General features: G+C 54.7%; 6 protein-coding genes and 2 pseudogenes. 3 read left to right on the plus strand and 5 right to left on the minus strand.

Features of this window, described 5'->3' with window-relative positions:
- Positions 1-407 precede the first annotated feature (407 nt).
- Positions 408-794: pseudogene (locus POG22_RS20320) on the plus strand (IS110 family transposase); the annotation flags it as partial.
- 332 nt (positions 795-1,126) lie between these two features.
- On the opposite strand, the gene POG22_RS20325 reads toward POG22_RS20320, so the two are convergent.
- The 3 genes and pseudogenes from POG22_RS20325 to POG22_RS20335 form a co-directional block, all read right to left on the minus strand.
- Positions 1,127-2,299 (minus strand): SDR family oxidoreductase, encoded by a 1,173-nt coding sequence (locus POG22_RS20325; RefSeq protein ID WP_498906943.1) that lies wholly within the window; start codon positions 2,297-2,299, stop codon positions 1,127-1,129.
- 54 nt (positions 2,300-2,353) lie between these two features.
- Positions 2,354-7,732: pseudogene (locus POG22_RS20330) on the minus strand (amino acid adenylation domain-containing protein); the annotation flags it as partial.
- 737 nt (positions 7,733-8,469) lie between these two features.
- Positions 8,470-10,263, minus strand: a complete 1,794-nt coding sequence (locus POG22_RS20335) for a methyl-accepting chemotaxis protein (protein WP_498906944.1) — start codon at positions 10,261-10,263, stop codon at positions 8,470-8,472.
- A gap of 274 nt (positions 10,264-10,537) precedes the next feature.
- Here POG22_RS20335 and POG22_RS20340 point away from each other — a divergent pair, with 274 nt between their 5' ends.
- Both POG22_RS20340 and POG22_RS20345 read left to right on the plus strand, forming a co-directional pair.
- The gene (locus POG22_RS20340) at positions 10,538-12,733 is read left to right on the plus strand and encodes a DUF5682 family protein (protein ID WP_498906945.1); all 2,196 of its coding nucleotides are present in this window, start codon (positions 10,538-10,540) and stop codon (positions 12,731-12,733) included.
- Positions 12,734-13,203: 470 nt separating this feature from the next.
- Positions 13,204-14,043, plus strand: a complete 840-nt coding sequence (locus POG22_RS20345; RefSeq protein WP_498906946.1) for a DUF4114 domain-containing protein — start codon at positions 13,204-13,206, stop codon at positions 14,041-14,043.
- Between the two features lie 222 nt (positions 14,044-14,265).
- Here POG22_RS20345 and POG22_RS20350 read toward each other — a convergent pair whose 3' ends face one another.
- Together POG22_RS20350 and POG22_RS20355 are read right to left on the minus strand one after the other, a co-directional pair.
- Positions 14,266-14,931, minus strand: coding sequence for a GDYXXLXY domain-containing protein (locus POG22_RS20350; protein ID WP_498906947.1), 666 nt, complete (start codon positions 14,929-14,931; stop codon positions 14,266-14,268).
- Positions 14,928-15,983: DUF2157 domain-containing protein (locus POG22_RS20355; RefSeq protein WP_498906948.1), on the minus strand; the 1,056-nt coding region annotated here is incomplete at its 5' end. The genes POG22_RS20355 and POG22_RS20350, both read right to left, overlap by 4 nt.

The following is a 15,983-nucleotide window of genomic DNA, read 5'->3' on the forward strand; positions in this document are numbered from 1 at the left end:
ATCACTGCCTGTAGCTGATGACGCTCTTCTGCTGTCAGGCGCACAATGTATTTTTTCTGCATGGGACTCCGGCTCGCTCCCTACAGATTACCTCAATACTCCCGTTAACCCTAATTCTTAGAGTTGACGCTGCACTAGGTCGGAAAAGACCGCTTCGTAGCACGGGTCACTACAACAATCTTCTCGACCGAACTCGAACAGTCGTCAGGATCGAGGTAGCACGAAAGAAGTGTTAATATTATAGACCGCATCAGATAAGGATGAGTGAAATTGAGAAGATGCCGTTTTCTTGAATTATTCACTTATGTAATTTAGGAGAACGAGTCATATCAAACATCAAACCGGGTGCATCTCAATTTCGTAGAATCACCCCTCCGCCTTCGGCACCTCCCCTTAGCAAGGGGAGGATGGGTTGGGTTCCGATCGCAAAAGTGAGATGCACCCTATCAAACCCCTCTCCGTGGCTCGGGATTGATGTGAGTCAAGAAACCCTAGACATTTATATCCGTCCGTTGGGAAAAGCTGTAAAAGTCAAAAATACCGAGGTAAAAATTGCTCGTTTAGTTGAGTCTCTCCAAGAGTATACAATTGAGCGCCTGGTGGTGGAAGCCACTGGAGGTCTGGAAACGGAACTGGTCATTCAATTACAAGAAGCCAACTTGCCGGTTTCTTTAATTAACCCTCGGCAAGGAAGAGACTTCGCCAAAGCAACAGGTCGGTTAGCTAAAACCAACGCCATTGACGCTCAAACTTTGGCTCACTATGGCGAAGCCATGAAACCTAAAATCCTGGCTGCTTAAGAACATTTAACTCTTGTTTCATGGTTTAGGCAGTAATTGCTCGAGTTTTTCGAGTTCTTTACCGCCGAGGATTGTGCTGTCTTTTTTTTCTTTCTTGCAGCTCGACTTGACTTGGACGATTAATTATGCAAGAACCCACCTTACCCTTGACAATCAAGACAGTCGCTACACGACTCCATCCTTATCTCAAACAGTAGTTTCTCTGAACGCGACATCCCCCCTTCCCAAGGGGAGTTGGGGGGATGTGGTGAAGACATTTTGAAACCTCGCTTATTGGAAAAGGATGGAGTATCACTCCGCCATACCTTTCTTGCCCAAACTACCCGTTAGCTCGCGGCAAGCTCGGCTTCAGACTCGACCGGTTCAGGCAAGAAGCCCGTTTTAATGAAGTAGGAAAAGTAGGTTTTCAGGAGCTTATCGTCAACTGGGGGACAGATAATGTCCGTTCCAGCCAGTCCGTCCCAGGTATTCTGACAGTCGAATTTGAGAGGTTTGGTTTGGAAATAGGTTTCGGGAACCGACATCGACTGTCCGGGGATGCGTTCGGAAAAGAACGGCAAAAACGGATAGAGCGCGTTATCGGGAGATTGCGGCAGGCGATCGATGGTTTGGGCAATCCAGTGCTGGGCGGGTTGCTGCTCGATGGAATAACCGAACTCCTGCATCCAGCGTATCAGTTGGTTCCAAGAGATAGCGCGAGGATTGGAGTAGTGAAACGCTTTATCGAACGAACTCTTTTGACGGCAGATACGAACGATCGCGCGACTGAGGAAGTCCACGGGAACGATATCGACGCGCATTTGCCAATCGGGAGCCGTTCCAAACTGCACGCAACCGGCGATCGCACTGCGTAAAAAGTCGGATTTGTTGCAAACTCCCGTTTGACTGTGTCCTTCAATCCAGAAAGGACGGTGAATCGTGACGGGTAAACCGCGATCGCGAGCCGTTTCGATCAGTTTTTCCGCCACCCATTTACTTTGCGTGTAGCCGTAGAGTCCTTCGGTGCGATCGAGTGCATCTCCTTCTCGAACCACATCGCGATCGCCGTAAGCGATCGGCGAAAACACGCCAACCGTCGAAATAAAATGAACGGGTTTGACCTTCGCTTGACAGGCTAACCTCAACACTTCATGAGTTCCCTGAACGTTGGCGGCTTTGAGAACCGAGTAGGGATAGAGAAAATTGACCGATCCCCCATTGTGGTAAACGACATCGAGCGTCTTTGCCAAATTATCGAACTGGGTGGGAGACAAACCCAATAACGGAACGGATAAATTACCTAAAACGGGAACGATACGGTTGCGTTTCCGTTCGTCCCAGAGTGAATACTGTTTTAGGGCATTCTCAAGGCGTTGAAACCCGGCTTTTTCATCTTCTGCTCTGACTAAACAGTAAATCGTCGCTGGGGTTTGCTCGAGAAGTTCGTACAGTAAGAACGCTCCTAGAAAGCCAGTCGCTCCGGTTAAGAAAATATTGGCAGTTTTTTGGCGTGACTTCATCGTTTTCTCCAAATCTTTTCGACTGTTGGCGCAACAGGTGCGATGCGGGTAACGTTACACGAGTGCGGCAGTGTGTGGGTCGATCGCCGGATCTAATACCGCTTCTGCGTAGAGATCGAGAACGACATCGCTTTCTACGGTATCCGTTCCCGCTTGTCGAGCTTCGACGCATCGAGCCAGGCCCTCGATCGTGGGAGCCTCGAAGAAACTTTGCAGCATCAGATCGACTTGAAACACATCCCGAATTTGGGTGACGAGTTGAATCGCTCGCAGCGAATGACCGCCGAGATCGAAGAAGTTGTCGTAGATCCCGATGCGTTCGACGTTCAGCACTTGCGTCCACAGGTCGGCCAAGACCTTCTCGACCCCCGTTCGCGCCGGAACGAAGCGCTCGGCCAGTTCCGGACGAGTGCGATCGGGAGCCGGTAGAGCGCGACGGTTCACCTTACCGCTGGGGGTCAGTGGTAGGCGATCGAGAAATACGAAGCTTGCCGGAATCATGTATTCGGGCAGTTGCGTTTGTAGAAACTGGCGCAGCTGAGTGGAAAACGGCGTAAACTCGTCGGCCGATTCCGCCGAAGCGGGAACGATATACGCCACCAACTGCTTGTCTCCCGGTACGTCTTCGCGGGCGATCGCCACAGCTTCTCGCACGCTGGGATAGCGTTCGAGCAAGGCTTCGACTTCTCCCGGTTCGATGCGGAAGCCCCGGATTTTCACTTGTTGGTCGCTCCGTCCCAAATACTCAATGTTGCCGTCGCTGCGGTAACGGGCTAAGTCTCCCGTTTTATAGAGTTTTTGAGATTGACTTTTTGTCTCAGATGTGATATGTAAGCTGGAAATAAAGCGCTCGGCAGTGAGGTCGGGACGATGGAGGTAGCCTCGGGCTAAGCTGACGCCGCCGATGTAGAGTTCGCCGGGAACGCCTACGGGAACCGGTCGCTTCTGCCGATCGAGGAGATGAATTTCAGCATTGGCGACGGGGCGGCCGATCGGCGGTAGTACCGGCCAGTCTTGGGGAGATCCCGTCAGCGTAAATGCCGTGACCACGTGGCTTTCCGAGGGGCCGTAGTGGTTGTGTAACGTGCAGTTCGGCAGGCGATCGAACCAGTTGGCGATCGCAGAAGTAATCCGCAACTGTTCCCCGGCGGTGATGACTTCCCGCAAGCTCGTCGGGGCGATTCCTTCAGCCTCGGCCACTTCAGCCAGATGTTGGAGTGCCACGAAGGGGAGAAACAGTCGCTCGATCGCCGCCGTTTCGAGAAATCGCAGCAAACGGAGACTGTCCCGCCGCAATTCTTCAGAAATTAAAACGAGAGTCCCCCCCGTGCTGAAGGTCGCGAACGTTTCTTGAAACGAAACATCGAAGCTGATGGGGGCAAATTGCAGGGTCGGCGTACCCGTCGAGGCGATCGAATTGCGCTGCTGCCACGCAATCAAGTTGGTGAGGGGGCGGTGAGGCATGGCGACCCCTTTCGGTTGCCCCGTAGACCCCGAGGTGTAAATGACGTACGCCAGAGCGTCGGGGTCGGCCTTACAAACCGGAGCGGTTTCGTCTTCGCGAGCGATCGCCGGCCAGTCTACATCCAAACAGATGGGAGACACCCCCTGCACGGGCAAGTTACCGACGAGCTGGCTCTGGGTCACGAGAACCGAAACCTGGGCGTTGTCCAGCATAAAGGCGAGGCGTTCTGTGGGATAAGCCGGATCGAGCGGTAAGTACGCGCCACCGGCTTTGAGGATGCCCAGCATCCCGACGATCGCCTCGATCGAGCGCTCGAGGCAGAGTCCGACGGGAACGTCGGGGCCGACCCCCTGAGACTGGAGATAGCGAGCGAGTTGGTTCGCCCGCCGATCGAGTTCTCGGTAGGTGAGGCGAGCGCTGCCAAACGTCGTGGCGATCGCGTCGGGGGTTCGTTCCACTTGCGCCTCGAACCACTGATGGACGCAGCGCTCGGGATAGTCGATTTCAGTGGCGTTCCAAGCCGTTAACTGCTCCCGTTCGGCGATCGTTAACAACGGCAGGTCGGACAAGAGACACTCTCGATTCGCCACGAGTCCCTCTAACAGCGTCTGGAAATGTTCCACCATCCGGGCGATGGTACTGGCGTCGAACAGATCGGTACTGTATTCAAAGTATCCCGAGATGCCGTCGGACGTCTGAGCTAACTCGAGAAACAGATCGAACTTCGCCGTACCGTTATCGACAGGAATGCGGGTTAGGGTGAGATCGGAAACCGACCAAGATGGCTCCCCATCGCTTTCCCAGTTAAACAACACCTGAAACAGCGGATTTTGAGTGAGACCGCGCTCGGGATGGAGTTCCTCCACCAGTTGTTTGAAGGGTAAGTTTTGGTGCGTTAAAGCGCCCAACACCACCTCTTGAACCCGAGCGAGCAACTGCCGAAAACTGGGCGCACCGGAGAGATCGCTTCGCAGGACGAGAGTGTTGACAAAGAACCCGATCGCCCCTTCGAGTTCCGAACGAGGACGGTTGGCTGTGGGCGACCCCACGACAATGTCTTCTTGCCCCGTGTAGCGATAGAGCAACGTTTGAAACGCTGCCAGCAGCGTAACGAAGGGAGTCACGCCCTCCTGATAGCTCAAGGCTTTGAGTTTTTCCGTTAAGGAGGCGGGCAAACTGAAAAACTGACGCGCCCCGCGATAGGTCGGCACCGGCGGACGGGAGCGATCGGTCGGCAGTTGCAGAACGGGCAAGCTGCCGCTGAGCTGTTGTTTCCAGTAAGACAGTTGCAGCTCGCGCATCTCTCCTTGGAGCCACTGTCGTTGCCAGATAGCAAAGTCCGCGTATTGCAGTGCGCTCTCGGGGAGAGACAAGGGCGCGTCAGTCGTGGCCGCCGCGTAGAGGGCAGCCAGTTCGCGCAGCAGCACGCCGATCGATCGCTCGTCACAAATAATATGGTGGAGGTTCAGGAGTAGAACTTGTTCGGTATCCCCCAGACGATAGAGCGTCGCCCGTAACAGCGGACCTCGAGAGAGATCGAACGGTTGCCAGGTTTCCTCGGCGATCTGCCGTCCCATTTCCGTTTCCCGGTCGGTCTCGGGTAAGTCCCGCAAGTCGATCGTCGTCAGTTGGCAAGGCAGGGAGGGATGAATGACTTGTACGGGTTTCCCGTCTACGAGAGAAAAGGTCGTCCGCAAGGCTTCGTGGCGATCGACCAGCTCTTGAAGACAGCGTTCTAACACCGTCACCTCTAACGACCCGTCGAGGCGAAAGGCTTCGGGAACGTTATAAAACGGATTGTTGGGAACCAGGCGATCGAGGAACCACAACTGCTCTTGCATTAAAGACAGCGGAACGTTTTCGGTTCGAGCGGCGGGTCGTATCGGCGGCAGTTGACACCCTCGCTCGTGCTGCTTTGCGTTATCCAGATGTTCGGCGAGATCCCGCACGGTGGGCAGCTCGAACAGACAGCGTAGGGGCAACTCCACTTGGAAGGTATCGCGGATGCGAGAAACGAGTCGCGCGGCCAAAAGGGAATGTCCCCCCAGTTCCAAGAACGAGTCGCAAACCCCCACCTGTTCGAGACCCAAGATGTCCGCCCAAATCAACGCTAAGGCGGCTTCGGTGGCCGTTTGGGGAGCGATCCGGTTTTTGGTCTCGGCGGTCAGTTTGGGAGCGGGTAAGGCGCGGCGATCGACCTTACCGTTGGGGGTCAGGGGTAGCGCGGGCAGCAGGACGAAACGATTGGGCACCATGTAATCGGGCAACCGTTGTTGGAGAAAACGGCGCAGTCGGTTCGCGATCGCCGGATGTTGCGAGTCGAGATGTCCTTGGGTTTCGAGTAGGTGCGTCACGCTCTGGACGAGGAGGGGTTGTTCTTCCGGTTTGAGGTCGAATTGAACCTCGGCTCGACCGTTCTGCCAGCGGGTCACGCGCCCGGCCAGCCAACGCTCGGAGGCGATCGCCGGTAGCGGCAACTGCAACCGCACGAACCGACCGGGTTTGCAGTCTGGCACGTTCGCCAGCTCGACCCCGTGACAGGATAGGGTCAAGAGTTCGACCGCGCGATCGCTCCCCTCGACGCCATCGAACTGCATCCGCCCCGATCCCTGTAGGGGCAGTCGTTCCGGCATGAGTGCCGACACCACGTAAGCCACCAGTTGTCGGTCGCCAGGGAGGTCGTCTCGCGCGATCGCCACCGCCGATCTCACGTCGGGGTGCTGCCAGAGGAACGCTTCGATTTCGCCTAACTCGATACGGAAGCCCCGAATCTTAACTTGTCCGTCGATCCGTCCCAAATACTCGAGGTTGCCGTCGCTGCGATAGCGAGCTAAGTCGCCCGTTTTATACAGTCTCGAGGGTTGGCGTTTTTGCTTGGAGGTGCTGCGCGGGTTGGGACCGAACCGTTCGGCGGTCAACTCGGGACGGTTGAGATAGCCCCGGGCCAGACCGCAACCGGCCAGGTACAACTCCCCGATTTCGCCCGGTGCGACGGGCTGGCGTCGTTCGTCGAGGAGATAAACTTGAGTGCCGCGAATCGGTCGGCCGATGGCGGGAGACTCGCTCGCCCCTCGCGGGACTAGCGTATAGGTGGAATAGGTCGTGTCTTCAGACGGACCGTAGAGATTGAAGACTCGCTGCGCTTGGGTGCGTTCGTAGAGCTGTTGCACCAGAGGTAGGGGCAGCGGTTCGCCCGCTAAGTTCACCGTGCGGACGGAGGAGGGAATGCTGCGGGTTCGCAGGAGTTCGGCGATCGCCGAGGGAACGGTGTTAATGAGGGTTACGTCTTCGGCGGCGGGTAAGGTGGGTAAATGGAGGGCGTTCTGCGCCAGGACGACCTTACCTCCGTAACTGAGGGGAACGAACAGCTCGAAAACCGATAAGTCGAAACAGATCGACGTCGAGGCTAAGACGCCTGCTAAATCTTCGGGCGGAAAGACTTCACCGGCCCATTCGAGTAGCGCGATCGTACTTCGATGTTCGATCGCCACCCCTTTGGGTCGTCCCGTAGAGCCAGAGGTATAGATCGTATACGCTAAGTTACAGTCGCTCGCGTCGTAGGCGGGATCGCGATCGCTGTGTCGGGCGATCGTTTCCCAATCGGTATCGAGACATACGGTACGAGCGTTATGAGGGGGTAAAGACTCCAGCAACGCCTGTTGAGTCAACAAAATCGGCGATCGGGCGTCTTCTAAGATGAGGGCTAAACGAGTTTGGGGATATTGAGGGTCGAGGGGAACGTACGCACCGCCAGCTTTTAGGATGCCCAATAAGCCAACGACCATCTCTAGGGAACGAGGCATACAAATTCCCACTAAAACCTCGGGGCCGACGCCCAGTCCTTTGAGATGGTGCGCGAGTTGGTTCGCTCGGCGGTTGAGGTCGGTATAGGTCAGTTGTCGGCCTTCAAAATCGAGGGCGACGGCATCGGGCGATCGCTCCACCCAAGCTTCAAATCGTTGTTGGATTAAGACCCAATCGTTACGGGATTTCGGATTGGGTTTCGTCGGTACGGTGTCGCGATCGCGTTCGGGGATGGCGGACGAGTCTGTGGCGGCAAACTGGGAACTTTGCATTTTTTTTACCGTATCTTCATCGAAGATTTATAGTGTTAATCTAACAACGTGATAATACGGTTGCCATCCGCAATCCCACGTATTAAATTACTCGATTTTGACGCTCTCAAAAACTTCATACCGGAAACTACTGAGGCAAACGATACAGGGTGTAAGAGAAAACTCCCAATCGAAAAAAAATTGTTAAAAAAGATCGGAAAAATCCTCATAGAAATTTATTCAAAATTAATGCTAAGTTCTCGCGTTGACAAGGACGTTACAGTCGATCGGGATCGCGCGATCGAACATAACGATTTGTCCGTTAGTTCGTGTATTTTTTTGAGATTTGAAACGAAATCGATCGCACCGCTCGGACTCTCTTTAACGAGCAAGCCGGACGCTCTCCCGTGACGTTTGGCGACAACGCCTTACGATCCCCGTTGCAGAAACGAGTACGTCTCATATTCCATCCGTTTCCAATAAGCTAGGTTTCAAGAAGTCTTCACCACATCCCCCCTTAGCCCCCCTTTGAAAGGGGGGTTGGGGGGATAGAGGGGCTTGTCCGGCTGGGTAAAACCAGTGTTTGAGTCCTCGACTCCGCTCGGACTCAACGCTGAGCGAAGTCGAAGTGTTGAGATTCGGATTTCGTATCAAACCATTTTCTGTAACGTCAGTGCGGCTCGGTTGAGATCCTGGCTGCCGAGGCGAGTTTGACTGATACTGCTAGCCGTTTCGCCGACACCGCGATCGAGGGCGTTCATGGCCTCGACGAGTTGCTCGATCGCCCGAGCTTGTTGGTTGGCAGTAGCGGCGATTTGTTGAGACCCGATCGCGATATCTCGAATCGCATCTTTCACCCCGACGAATTTCTCTGCCGTACTGGTGGCGATCGTCATCGTCTTCGACAGCGTTTTCGTTCCATCTTCCGTCGCCGTCGCCGTGGTCTCGATGGCCGATTGAATCGTAGACACGAGGTTGTCTATTCTTTGTGCCGAACTTCGGCTTTGGTCAGCGAGTTTGCGAATTTCGCTGGCGACGACCGAAAAGCCTTTCCCGTGTTCTCCAGCACGCACGGCTTCAACCGAGGCATTAAGGGCTAACATATTGGTTTGGTTGGCCAGATCGCTCACGAGCGTCGAAATCGTTCCGATTTGACGGGCGAAGTCGCTCAATTGCGAAATTTGGCCGGTAATGGTTTCGACTTTATTCTGTACGTCGTTCGTTCCCTGTAAGGTTTGTTCGACGAACACCGTACCCTCTTCTGCCAGTTGCAACACCTGTCGAGCTTGAAGTTCTGCGGCTTGCGCCCGTTCGGCCGATCGCCGGGAGGATGCGTTGAGTTCGTCCGCCGTCGCGGTAGATTGGTTGACGGAAGCAGCTTGCTGTTGGAGAGTCCGTTCTTGTTGTTCGACCGTGGACGCCATTTCGCTAGAGGCGCTGACGATCGTTTGTACGACGGAAGTAATGCGCCGAACCATCGGTTCGGTGATGAAGAGGCTGACGGCGATCGCGATAACCGCGACGCTGGCGAGGGTGGCGAGGCTGCCGAGGCCGATGGTTCGTAGGAGTTGGTTCGAGGTGGCAAAGGCAATTTCGGGATCGACATCGACGATAACGCTCCAGTCGAGGGGAGCCATGCGATCGGCGTTTCGTAGCGGGACGACGGACATCAGCCGTTTTTCCTGACTTTCGAGACTCTCGACGATATCGATGGCGAGACGGTCAGTTTCGTAGGCGTCTCGAACCAGGGGAAAGGTGTTAAAAATGTTTTCGTCCAGTACGTCGCTGTTGATGTTGATAAATGTTCGTCCCGAGCGATCGACGATGTGGATATGTCGCCGATCGGAGTTGTTAACGACTTGAATTAAGTCTGCGAGGACGTTGACGGGAAGCCTCGCTCTTAAAATTCCGAGTAGTTCCCCCGTCTCGCGATCGCGTATGGGCGAGGTGATATAAATCGAAAGTTTTTCTGTGGCGGGGGACAGTTCGGGTTGGCTGATAATCGGGCGATCGCTCTGTTGGGCGAGTTGGAAATAGGAACGATCGCTCTGTTGGGGCGTGACGTTTCCCTGCGATCGAAACAGAACGCGACCGTTGCGATCGAACACTGCCAAGCTATCGTAAATTTGATAGGCATCTACAACGGTATCGAGTAGGTCTTCTTTTTCCTCTGTCGATAGAGTTTGGGAAACGCGAGGGTTGGAAAATGTCGGCAGATGGGACACCGACCACAGATCGCCATAGCGCTCCAGCATGAAATTGTAGAGTCGATCGGCAATTTCGACAGTATGCTCGGTTTGGTTTTGAAAAACTTGCTGGTGTAGGCGTTCGTCCGTACTTAAATAAGACAAACTCCCCACAACGATCACGGGAATCGTTCCGAGGCTAACCGCAATCGCGGCTACTTTCGCGCGTAATCCTTTGCTTTTTATCGTTCGCTTCATTTTTTTGACTCAATGGGAATAAACGGAGTTCGATCGAATTACCTGAAAATCATAATATTTCAAGTAATATAAAATATTTGACAAAAAATATTCAAAAATCATTATTATTTTTTATCTAAAGTAACAATATTTTTTTTGAAAAATAGGTTTTTTAACAAAAAATAAAATTAGACAGACCGGCGATCGGTCGTCGGTGCGATCGCATCTTATGAGTGAGTTCTGGAAAAGAGAGGGTTTAAGATAGAGGGTCGAACTCGCCTTTGTTGGGAAAACCATGACCGTTCGGATTTTCGGAATTCGCCATCACGGGCCTGGCTCGGCTCGCAGTGTCCTACAAGCCTTCAACACCTGGAAACCCGACGCGATCTTAATCGAAGGGCCGCCCGAAGCCGAACCGATCCTTTCGCTGGCGGCTCGTCGTGACATGGTTCCACCAGTCGCCCTCCTCCTCTACGTTCGAGATCGACCCCACCAGGCAGTGTACTATCCCTTCGCCGTCTATTCTCCCGAATGGCAAAGTCTCCGCTACGGCTTAGAACGCGACGTTCCCGTCCAGTTGATGGACTTACCCCAACAGCATCGGTTCCCCCTGCAAGAAATGCCTCCCCGCGAGGTTCCCGAAACGGTCAGACAGATTCGCCGCGATCCCCTCGGACAACTCGCCCGAGCCGCCGGTTACACAGACGGCGAACGCTGGTGGGAGGCGATCGTCGAACAGCGTCGCGACGCCAGCGATTTATTCGAGGGCATTTTAGAAGCGATGACGGCGTTGCGAGAACGACTCCACTGGCTCGAAGATATCGAAGCCATGCGGGAAGCCTATATGCGAAAGACAATTCGCAAAGCCCAAAAAGCAGGGTTCGATCGCATCGCCGTCGTCTGTGGGGCGTGGCACGCTCCGGCCTTGGCACAGATGCCTCCGGCCAAGGTCGATAACGCCTTACTGAAAGGACTACCGAAAACCTCAGTCTGCGCGACTTGGGTACCGTGGACTGACGATCGCCTCTGCGATCGCGGCGGCTACGGGGCGGGCGTTGCGTCTCCAGGGTGGTATCGTCATCTCTGGGAGGTGGGCAACTTGCCAGTTTCGGACGTGGCCGTCCGGTGGATGGCTCGAGTGGCGGAGTTTCTGCGCGATCGCGGATTGGAGGCATCCTCAGCCGGAGTTATCGAAGCGGTGCGGTTAGCCGAAGCCCTGGCCGCATTGCGCGATCGCCCGGCTCCGGGGCTAGAAGACCTCAACGACGCCACGACAGCCGTGATGGGCAAGGGATCGGAGGTATCGATGCGTTTGGTGTGGGAACAATTAATCGTCGGCGATCGCATCGGAGAAGTGCCATCAGAGGTTCCCACGACCCCGCTACAACAGAATTTACGGGACTTACAAAAACGACTGCGCCTCAAACCCGAAGCGACTGCGAAACCCCTCGCGTTGGATTTGCGAAAACCTCTCGATTTAGAGCGATCGCATCTCTTGCATCGTTTGAAGTTGCTGGGGATTCCCTGGGGACGGCCGCAACGAGCCGACGGCTTGGGTACCTTTAAAGAAGTGTGGGAACTGGTGTGGCGTCCCGAGTTAGAAGTGGCGCTCGTCGAAGCGTCGGTGTGGGGTAATACCATCGAAGACGCAGCGGCCGACTGCGGCTCTCAGCGAGCGCAAACCGCCGAAACGTTACCTCAACTGACAGAACTGCTCGACGAGGTTTTACTGGCGGCGTTACCCCAAGTCGTCCCGAGCGTTCTCGATCGCGTCGAAACGGTTTCGACCGAAACGTCAGATGTGGCGTGTTTGCTCGAAGCACTCCCGGCGCTAGCACGGGTTCGGCGTTACGGAAACGTGCGTCAAACGGATACGGCGGCGATCGCGCGAGTGTTAGAGCGATCGATCGTGCGCTGTTGTCTCGAGTTACCGGGGGCTTGTGTGTCCCTCGACGACGGGGCGGCGCGATCGCGATTCCAACAAATTTGGACAGCTCACGGCGCGATCGCCCTGCTGCAACGGGACGACTATCGCCGACAGTGGTGGAACGCCTTGCAAACTCTCCTCGATCGCGATCGCGTTCCCGGCTTAATTCGCGGCGGGAGTTGTCGTCTGCTGTTCGATAGCGGTGCGATCGATGTCGAGACCACCTCCCGATACACGAGCTTAGCCCTCTCGCGAGCCAACGAACCCACTCAGTCGGCGGCGTGGGTCGAAGGATTTTTACAACAGAGTGGCTTGTTGTTGGTTCACGACGATCGCTTGTTGGAGATTCTCGATACTTGGCTGCGATCGCTCTCGGAAGACGCCTTTATCGCTGTTTTACCGCTGCTGCGCCGGACGTTTGCCCATTTCACCTCTGCCGAACGCCGTCAACTCGGACAGCTCCTACGAGGTGAGGAACGCAGTTCTGCCCAAAAATCCACGGGACTCGACGGCGATCGGGCTGATGCAGTCCTTCCGGGTTTAGAGATGCTGCTCGGACAATAGCCCACTCGACCGCAATATTATATTGCGGAAAACTGCCACCGACCTCGAAAAGTCGGGAAAAATTTTCGTTGTTCTCCGTAAAATTTCTGAGCTGCGCGATCGCCTTCTATTTTTTGTCGTCACAACCATCTAATTAAAAATACTTAAACTTCAAAAATGGCTCGGGGTTTTCTCTGTATTTTCAAAAAGTTTTATCAACACTTTAATTTAAATTTATTGCCAATCAAATTTAAGATGCTACCTTCATAAATAGGAGGTTTATGCCGCTGAGAAGGCCGCAAAGAACTCAAATTCTATGGAATTCTCAGATAGCCGACGCCGAGGTCGGGGTGTATTGACAAACAAATCCGGCTCTGTCGCAACTCAGAGAATGCTGCCACGCTTTGCCAGCAAGTTCGAGTTGTAACAAGACCAAACATCTCGGTTGTCAGGTTAGACCAAAACTCGCTTGAATTACGAGAACCGATCCCATGAAATTACAAACACTGACATCGATTTCTGCCACGGCTGTCGCGAGTCTCCTAGTTGCGACAGTTCCAGCCCATGGATTTGAAATCAAATCGAGAGACGAAGCCCCAGACGACTTTCAAAACATACTTCCCGAACTGTCCGAATTTGTCGGAAAAGAAGCCCGAGAACTCGATCTCGAAACCATTGGCGCTCACAGAATCAACTTATCGGCGTTCGAGCTGAAGTACGACCATAGCGTTAAAGCCTATTTCATCGGCGAGACCGCCGGAGGCTATCGCAACCAGCTCGACTTCCGAGCTTGGATGGGCGACACTATCGTCCAAGAACAAACGAAAATTTTCGGCGACACCTCTTGCAGCCCCAGCGAACAGTCTAGTCTCGACGGATTCAGCGACTTCTGCGCCAATCCCAACACGGCCTTGGCAGGAAGTTCGGCTCAAGACAGCCCCCTCAACGTTGGCGATTTCGTCGAGTTGGGAGACTTTAAAGCGGGAACGGTACTCGATTTCCTTCTCGTCGCGAACGGACGCAACGGCGGTGTCACCCAAGACGTAGACGGACAGAGCGTCGATGCCGTCTACGGCGTCGATACGGCGGCCAACCCCGACGGAAAACAGCACGCGATGGGATATTTCTACAAAGATTTCCTCATCGTCGGCTACGAAGACCTCTGGGGCGGTGGTGACGGCGACTTTAACGACGTCGTATTTGCCATCGACTTCGGTGCGGCCAACAACCGCGAAATTGGCAACACTTCAGTTCCCGAACCCTCTACCGTTCTGGGACTCTCTGCCATCGCCGGTGCGCTAGCGTTGCGTCGCCGTCGGTCTCGATCTTAAGCTCTGTCGCTTTGCGAACGGGCTGACTCGGTGAAACCCAACACCCCCCAGTGGTCTGACGACACCGGGGGGTTTTTTGGTGAGATCTCGCTAACCCTGCCTCATACGGAATCCGAATCAAATACTGTTTTTTTCCCCACCCAACAAGCTCCTCTCTGTGTCCTCTGTGCCTGGTGTGGTGAAGACTTCTTGAAACCCAGCTTATCGGAAACCGATGGAGTCTCAAAACTGATAGCTGCGATCGCGTATCCACAAACTAACGGGAACGGCGCGAGCGCCATCGTCGATTTTAACTTCGACCACGAAGGCTTCGGGAGCTTCTTGCTGGATTTGTCGGATGGTGGCGTTGATTTCCTCGCGACGGTGTTCGGGCATATAGTACGTTTCGAGTCCGTAGGTAATTCGAGCGCGACGGTATTGTCCCCGCAAAGCGATTTGCTCCCCAGAGAGGGTTTCGGGGCGTTCCTCACTCACGCGCACGGGAACCCAAGGACGCGGCGGTTGCGACCCCGATGGCGACGTCGGTTGTGAAGGTAACGGTTCTGGAGGCTCCAACACCACGTAAAAATCGTAAGAATCGCCCCATCGGTAATCTGCGAACACGCGATCGCCCCCCGGCAAGCTTTTCAAGGTTTCGAGTTGAGAAATGTCGTAGCGCAGAGTTTGATAATACCCGCGCATGACATCGTAGGGATCGATCGGTGCCGTTTGCAGCACCACGCGCGTCCCATAAGCCATCGTATAGGCGTCGCGGGCGGGAACGACCAGAATTAACAGCGTTTGCAGAGCTAGAGGAATCCCCAACCGCCACCAGGACATTTTGGGTTTGGGCGGCGATAAGGGTTGAGATTGCGTGTCGGGAACGACAGTTGAAGATTGAGGTTTCACGAGGTTTTCTCCGGTAAGGTATCAGAACGAGACGCGTTGCGCTCGAGTTGCACGTTGCGCTCGAACCACAGTCCGGCGGCGATGACGCCGAGTCCGCATCCCGCAAACACGAAGGATTTCAACAAAAGACCCGTATCGTACTCCAACATCCGCGTGACGATTCCCACGACGAGCAACACCATCCCGCCCCAAAAGGTGCGGCGACTAGCAAAGCCCAACCCGTCGCGAACGGCACTGATGGCGAGGAAAAACAGTAAAACGTTGAAGATTAACGGCGCGAGAACGGGTAACGGTTTCAGGTGTAAGTGAACGTACGTCGTTACGCCGCTGGCGAGGAGCATTAAGGCGACGATTCCCGTGTTGAGCGATCGCGCTTGGAACGGCTGAAAACGAGCGGGGCGATCGAACAGTCTCACCCACAGCCACAGCGTCACGGCCGCGACGATTAAACTGTCGATAGCGACGTGACGTCCTAACTCTGGTCGAAAGCCGACATCGGAGATCTCGAAATAGATCCAGGTGTTGAACGACAGAGCGTAGAAGGCGCTAGCTGTCGTGATAACGGCGAGGCTACGGGCGATCGCATCGAAGGCGGGACTCTGCAACCGACGCGGGGGACGCACGCTGTAAGCCCATAACAACGCTGGTGGCAGAGCGATCGCCGCTTCGATACCCCAACCGCCTAAAAACGCGATGTTGCTGAAGATCGCACCGGACACTAACACGCCCGTCAGTCCGAAAGCAATGTTGGAACGACAGCGACAGGCGAGGGGAACCCACAACAGGAGCGCGAGGGTGGGAGTATGGAGAGCGGCAAAATGCCACAGGTTAAAGTTTCTGGCGTCTGCTGCGTCGAAGATACCGGGAACGTAAGCAATACTGAGTAGTAAGGAGGAGAGGATCGCTAAAGCGGGCAAGGACAAACTAGCCGCCATCAGCCACACCCCAAAGCTCCAAGCAAAGAAGAGTTGGTACAGCGGCCCGCTTTGGTGAAACATTTGGGACACTAAGGCTAAGTTCGCCCCCAGAACCAATCCCCCGAAGAGCAGCAA

Source organism: Geitlerinema sp. CS-897 (assembly GCF_028368005.1).
Lineage (GTDB): Bacteria > Cyanobacteriota > Cyanobacteriia > Cyanobacteriales > Geitlerinemataceae > Baaleninema > Baaleninema simplex.